Here is a 5,507-nt window from a genome sequence, read left to right on the forward strand (position 1 = left end):
GTGGCGCCGCGCTGGCTCACTCTGGCGCAACGGGAGCTTGAACAGCACCTTGATCGACAGGCAGAACTGGATGGCCGCATCCATGTGGGATGCTGGTCTGAATTCGGGCGGTCGATCCGGCGGCCGCACCTTGGCCGCCATTGCCGACGCGTGCCGGATGGCGACCTCCTGCGGCGCGGGATGCAGTGCTCTGCACGGACGACCACGCGAGCGCAGCGCGGATCGCAAAGGACGAGCGCATACCCCGTGTCGCGCTGAAAGGCGGGCAGCTTTCGAAGTGCACCCCCGCACTCCCCACTTCGCCACCATGAACACACCTGATCGGCCGCTTTCTTTCCTTAATGTTGCGCTTTGAGCGGACCAACCTCGAAGAATCTCTCCGCCGGCGGCCGATGGCATGCCGCCCGGACCAATTCGGACCGCTCCTGACTTGACGGCTTCGGGCGGCTGCTCGTCGCAGGCCCCGCACCAAAACCGCATTCTGACACCGCCCGATGGCACCCAGGGAAGTCGCCAAGCCGAAGCCCTGAAGTTGATGCCAATTCCGCACCACGTGCATCGATCTGACTGGAGCAGACGACACGCGCGTCCGCTCGCACAGCCGGCATCGGCTGGACCATATTCGGATGAGAAGGAATTGAAGCGCCGACGCGGGACGTGGTCTTTGCCCCAGGAAACGGTGCGGGCCGGCGGCGCGCCGGTCGACTGATGCATGTTAGCGCGCCTTTGGATTGAATCTGCGACAAGAAAGGGCGACGTGGTGGCCGGGGTCCCGGCTCGGAAAAGTTTTCCAGTTTCGATGACACCATGTCGACAGAAGAGAAGGGTCACCTGCGTCGATGCGCAAGTGGCATCTCGATCGCTCCAACAAAGGACATCCTGAAATGAAAAAATTCCTGAGCCTGACCTTGTCTGCCGGACTGGCAATCGCCACCGCCGGCCCGTTGCTCGCGCTGGACAAAACCGTTTCCAGCGTCGAGGTCACATCCAACCTGAATGCCTACCAGAACAACAACGTCCTCAAGTTCTGGCCCACGCTCGACCTCGACCTTGAACAGGCGATCGCGTCGAAGCTCAACGTCAACGAACGGCTGGACGTGCCGGGGATCTCGGTCGAGATCAACAAGGTCACGATCGACGGCGATACGGTGCTGCCGGACTCCGGCGAGTTCAATCAGCTCGAGGGCGTCGTCACGACGAATGAATCGCGCAACAAGGGCAGCGCCGGGACCCACACGGAAAACTGGGAGGACAAGATCGGCAGCTACTCCCTGCGCCTGACCGCCAATAGCGCAGAGCGTGAGATTCCGGACGGCTGGGTCGGCGTCGCCGCCTCGCAGGACGATTTCTACACGAGCCTCATCGACGGATACGCCGATGCAGTTGTCGAGCGTATCGAGGAATAAGAGCGCTCCGCGACCTCTTTCGGGGGGCCGACGGCCCATCGGTCGAGGTCGCCGGCGTCCGGGCGGACGTTCGGCGTTCGGAGGGCCTCTTCGCGTGGCGGCGTTCATGCCCTCTGACCGGCGGCTTTCGTGAATGAGACGTCCGCCACCGGCAATCGGAAGGCGTGGCGGTGCCCGGCATCACGGTGCCGGGACCATGCTGCGTGCACGGTTCCGCCGGAAGTTATTGGCGGCTGTCCCGGGTGAACCGGCGTTATTTCGTGATGGGCCTTTGCCGGCATGATAGACGCCTCGGACCTTTCGGGAGGATCCGAGGACGACGTCCGGACGCCTTGCCGTGAGCCTTGGCGCTGCGCTCGCGGTGCTGCCTGCTCCCATCCTCACCGACCGCGCGATCGTGATCGACACGATCCCGGACGGCCGGCAGGCCATCTTCGGCGCGCAGGACATGCCCGATGTCGGGGCTGCCCTGCCCCAAGCCGGGTTCGAGACGGTCGCGGTCCGCGGTGACGATCTGTCCGAAGCCCGGGCCGCGCCGTCGGATCTACGGGCGGTCGCGCAGGAGGAAGACCGCATCGTGCTCTACCTGTCGGGCGGCTTTCTGCGCGACGACGGGCGCACCCGGATGACGGAAGCGGGGTCGAGGGGCCGCTCGACCGTGTCACTGTCGAGGGAGAGGCCTTGTCGCTCGAAACGGTGCTCGCGGTCGCCGGCCGGGCGCCCGGCGGTGCGGTCGTGGCCCTCGCCGTGGCCCGCGCCGTGGCCGGTGACGGTGCGGAAGCCGGGCGCGGCGGCCTCACCCGCCCCGGCTCCGAGGACAGTCAGCTGCGCTGACCCCCGGCTTGCCAAACCCGCATGCATCGCGGACAAGGGCTCCAGCGGTCCCGTAGCTCAACCGGATAGAGCAGCCGACTTCTAATCGGCAGGTTGGGGGTTCGAGTCCTCCCGGGACCGCCAATATCAGTAAATTTCCATTTCTCTTCAATGGTTTGTGCGCACACTTGGCGAACCTGTCGGGACGGCTCACCACCGTTTGTTGCCCGTAAGGCGACGTCAGCCATGCCGCCCGTCGTGGGTCTCAGCCGTCGCCCAGCGCACGATGAAAGGTGATCTATCGAGGGGGACCGGTGCGCGTTGATCTAAAACCGTTACGTATCAACGCTTCTCGGAGGCTTGATGGTGCCGAGGGGCGGATTCGAACCGCCGACACCGCGATTTTCAGTCGCGTGCTCTACCAACTGAGCTACCTCGGCCTGCGGCGGAGGAGGTATCCGAGGCTTCGGGGGGTGTCAACGCGGTTCTCGCGCGGGGGGCCACCTCGGGAACGCGCCCGCCGTCAGGCGCGTTCAGCGTGACATGGCCGCCCCTGAGGGACCGCTCGCTCCGTCGACCGCGACCATCGTCCTGAACCCGGTGTCGGGCGGCGGCGGGGACCGCGCCGCGTGGCTTGGCGCGCTTTTCGACGCGGCCGGCATGCCCGTCGGGATCATCGAGACGCGCCCCGGCCGCAACGCGCGCGACGCGGCCCGGATCGCGCTGGCGCGCGGCGCGCGGACCCTGGTCGCGGCAGGCGGCGACGGCACCGCCTCGGACGTCGCCGACGCGCTCTGCGCCGCGTCGCGGACAGCTCGGCTCGGGGTCCTCCCGCTCGGCACCTTCAACCACTTCGCGCGCGGCATGGGGCTGCCGCTCGACACGGAGGCGGCCGTGGCGACGATCGCCCGCGGCACCACGCGACGCATCCGCCCCGGGCAGGTCAACGGACGGACGTTCCTGAACAACATGAGCCTCGGCCTTTACCCGGAGATCCTCGCGCGGCGCGAAGGCCTTTACGCAGCTCTGGGGCGCTCGCGCGCGGCGGCCTATCTGTCGGTCGCCCGCGCGCTCGCGCAGCGGCAGCGGCCGATGCACCTCTCGGTCGGTCTCGACGGGCGGGCGCGCCGCCTCCGGACGCCGCTCCTCTTCGTCGCGGCCTCGGCGCATCAGCTCGAGACGCGCGACCTCGACGGGGCGTCGGCCGTGCGCGCCGGCGCCTTCGCCGTTTTCGCCGCGCGCGGCCACAGGCGACGCGACCTCGCCCGCACGGCGTTTCACCTCGCGCTCGGCGCCGCCCGGCCGGGCCGGGACTTCGCGCTCTCCACCGCGCGCCGGATCACGGTCGCCACCGGGCGCCGGCGAACCCTCGTCGCGCGCGACGGCGAACGCGAGTGGATGCGCACGCCGCTCCGGATCGGGCCGGCGCAGCGCGCTCTCGATGTCATCGTGCCCGGGATGCAAGGATGACGCGTCTCGTTCACCTGTCCGACCTGCACTTCGGCACCGAGGCGCCGGAGCTGCTCGCGCCGCTTCGCGAGGCCGTCGCGGCGGCGCGTCCGGCCCTGGTCGTCGTGTCGGGCGACCTCACGCAACGCGCGCGGCGCGCGCAGTTCCGCGCCGCGGCGGCCTTTCTCGCCACCCTGCCCGCGCCATGGCGGGCTGTTCCGGGCAACCACGACATCCCGTTTCACCGGCCCGCGCTGCGCCTGCTGCAGCCCTTTGCGCGATACCGTGACGCCATCGCGGCCGAGACGGCGCCCGGCTGGGGAGACGCGGCGCTCTGCGTTCAGGGGCTCAACACCGCCGACCACCTCGCATGGCAGCGCGGGCGCGTGCGCAGCGCGGACGTGCAGCGCGTCTGTCGCGCCTTTGCCGCCTCGAACCGCGTGAACGTCGCCTTCGCGCATCATCCGTTCGAGCGCGTGGCGGGCAGCGGCAAGGCATCGACGCGGCATGCCGTGCGCGCACTCGATACGCTGGCGGCCTGCGGCACGCATGTCCTTCTGTCGGGGCACCTGCACCGCTGGCGGACCGCGCCCTTCGTCGAGCGCAGCGGCGGGCGCCGGATCCTGCAGGTCCACGTGGGCACCGGGCTGTCGCGCCGCCACCGCGGAGAAGGCAACGACTTCGCCATCCTCGATCTCGGGCCGGACCGTGCCGCGGTCACGCGCATGGCCTACGAGGCGGGCGGTTTCCGCCCCGCGGGCGAGGTCGTCTACCGCCTCGGCCGCGAGGGGTGGCGGCGCCCCGGGGCGTGAGCGCCCTGCCCCGCTCAGCCGAGCCAGACGTCGAGGAAGAGCATCAGCACGAGCCCGACGGCGAGGCCGGCTGTCGCCTTCTTCTGGTGGCCGCTGCGATGGGTTTCGGGGATGATCTCGTGGCTGATGACATAGAGCATGGCGCCGGCAGCGAAGGCCAGGCCCCAGGGCAGCAGCGGCTCGGAGACCGCGATCACCCCGGCCCCGAGCACGCCGCCCAGCGGCTCCACCAGCCCGGTGAGCGCGGCAATGCCCCAGGCGCGCCGTTTCTCGTAGCCTTCGCCCAGCAGCGCGACGGCCACCGCGAGCCCCTCGGGCGCGTTCTGAAGCCCGATCCCGAGGGCGAGCGGCAGCCCCCCCGCGACGCCCCCGGCCGCGAACCCGACCCCGACGGCCAGTCCTTCGGGGAAATTGTGAATGGTGATCGCGATGATGAAAAGCCAGACGCGGCGCAGCGCCGCCCCCTCCGGCCCCTCGCGCCCCGAGCGGAAGTGCTCGTGCGGCAGGCGCTCGTTCATGAGCGCGATGACCCCCATGCCGAGGAGGATGGCGAGGCTCACGATGGCAGCCGGCCCGGCGTCGCCTTCGAAGTCCGGGGCGGCCGCCTCGAGCGCGGGGACGATCAGCGAGAAGAAGGAGGCCGCGAGCATCACGCCCGCGGCGAAGCCGAGCGACAGGTCCCGCATGCCCCGCGAGGGCACGCGCCCGGCGAGCACCGGCAGTGCGCCGACGGCGGTCATGGCCCCGGCGGCGAGGCTCCCGAGAAAGGCGAGAACAAGGGTCGGGAGCGGATCCATGGCGCACACCTCCGGTCCCGTCATAGCAGGCGCGCCGCGCGGCCGCGACATCGCGTGCGCGCTCCCGGCACTGCAGGCAGGGCGACGCACTGCCACAGGGGCACAGAGGCGATTCGCCCGGCGGCACAGCCGCACGACGTGATCAATGCCGCGACGCGGTCCGGATTGATGCAGGGCGGCGCACGCCTCATTCGGGCGACATCGTGCAGCCGCCGCACGACCGCCGCATT

Annotated in this window: 5 protein-coding genes, 2 tRNA genes and 1 pseudogene; 5 read left to right on the forward strand and 3 right to left on the reverse strand. The window is 69.9% G+C overall.

Annotated elements, in window-relative coordinates; genetic code table 11:
* A pseudogene (locus ACESL7_RS12305) lies at positions 1-99 on the reverse strand (transposase); the annotation flags it as partial.
* A gap of 785 nt (positions 100-884) precedes the next feature.
* Here ACESL7_RS12305 and ACESL7_RS12310 point away from each other — a divergent pair.
* The 3 genes from ACESL7_RS12310 (at position 885) to ACESL7_RS12320 (ending at position 2,363) form a co-directional block, all read left to right on the forward strand.
* Positions 885-1,406, forward strand: a complete 522-nt coding sequence (locus ACESL7_RS12310) for a hypothetical protein (RefSeq protein WP_372893613.1) — start codon at positions 885-887, stop codon at positions 1,404-1,406.
* A gap of 681 nt (positions 1,407-2,087) precedes the next feature.
* Positions 2,088-2,240 carry a hypothetical protein gene (locus tag ACESL7_RS12315; RefSeq protein WP_372893614.1) on the forward strand — a complete coding sequence of 51 codons (153 nt, stop codon included), beginning with the start codon at positions 2,088-2,090 and terminating at the stop codon, positions 2,238-2,240.
* Positions 2,241-2,286: 46 nt separating this feature from the next.
* Positions 2,287-2,363, forward strand: a tRNA-Arg gene (locus ACESL7_RS12320).
* 220 nt (positions 2,364-2,583) lie between these two features.
* Here ACESL7_RS12320 and ACESL7_RS12325 read toward each other — a convergent pair.
* A tRNA-Phe gene (locus ACESL7_RS12325) sits at positions 2,584-2,659 on the reverse strand.
* Positions 2,660-2,762: 103 nt separating this feature from the next.
* Between ACESL7_RS12325 and ACESL7_RS12330 the strand changes: the two genes are divergently transcribed.
* Both ACESL7_RS12330 and ACESL7_RS12335 read left to right on the forward strand, forming a co-directional pair.
* A complete protein-coding gene (locus ACESL7_RS12330; protein WP_372893615.1) occupies positions 2,763-3,689 on the forward strand; it encodes a diacylglycerol/lipid kinase family protein in 927 nt (308 codons plus the stop codon).
* A complete protein-coding gene (locus ACESL7_RS12335; RefSeq protein WP_372893616.1) occupies positions 3,686-4,480 on the forward strand; it encodes a metallophosphoesterase family protein in 795 nt (264 codons plus the stop codon). Before ACESL7_RS12330 ends, ACESL7_RS12335 begins: the two co-directional genes overlap by 4 nt.
* 14 nt (positions 4,481-4,494) lie before the next feature.
* On the opposite strand, the gene ACESL7_RS12340 is transcribed toward ACESL7_RS12335, so the two are convergent.
* Positions 4,495-5,277 carry a ZIP family metal transporter gene (locus ACESL7_RS12340; RefSeq protein ID WP_372893617.1) on the reverse strand — a complete coding sequence of 261 codons (783 nt, stop codon included), beginning with the start codon at positions 5,275-5,277 and terminating at the stop codon, positions 4,495-4,497.
* Positions 5,278-5,507 lie beyond the last annotated feature (230 nt).

Origin of the sequence: Rhodosalinus sp., from assembly GCF_041685465.1 — a bacterium.
In the GTDB taxonomy this organism is placed as follows: Bacteria; Pseudomonadota; Alphaproteobacteria; order Rhodobacterales; family Rhodobacteraceae; genus Rhodosalinus.

Bases quoted from the DNA above. Each gene is read 5' to 3' on its own strand.
- ACESL7_RS12340 (WP_372893617.1), bottom strand. From the start codon at position 5,277: ATGGATCCGCTCCCGACCCTTGTTCTCGCCTTTCTCGGGAGCCTCGCC.
- ACESL7_RS12330 (WP_372893615.1), top strand. From the start codon at position 2,763: ATGGCCGCCCCTGAGGGACCGCTCGCTCCGTCGACCGCGACCATCGTC.
- ACESL7_RS12335 (WP_372893616.1), top strand. From the start codon at position 3,686: ATGACGCGTCTCGTTCACCTGTCCGACCTGCACTTCGGCACCGAGGCG.
- ACESL7_RS12310 (WP_372893613.1), top strand. From the start codon at position 885: ATGAAAAAATTCCTGAGCCTGACCTTGTCTGCCGGACTGGCAATCGCC.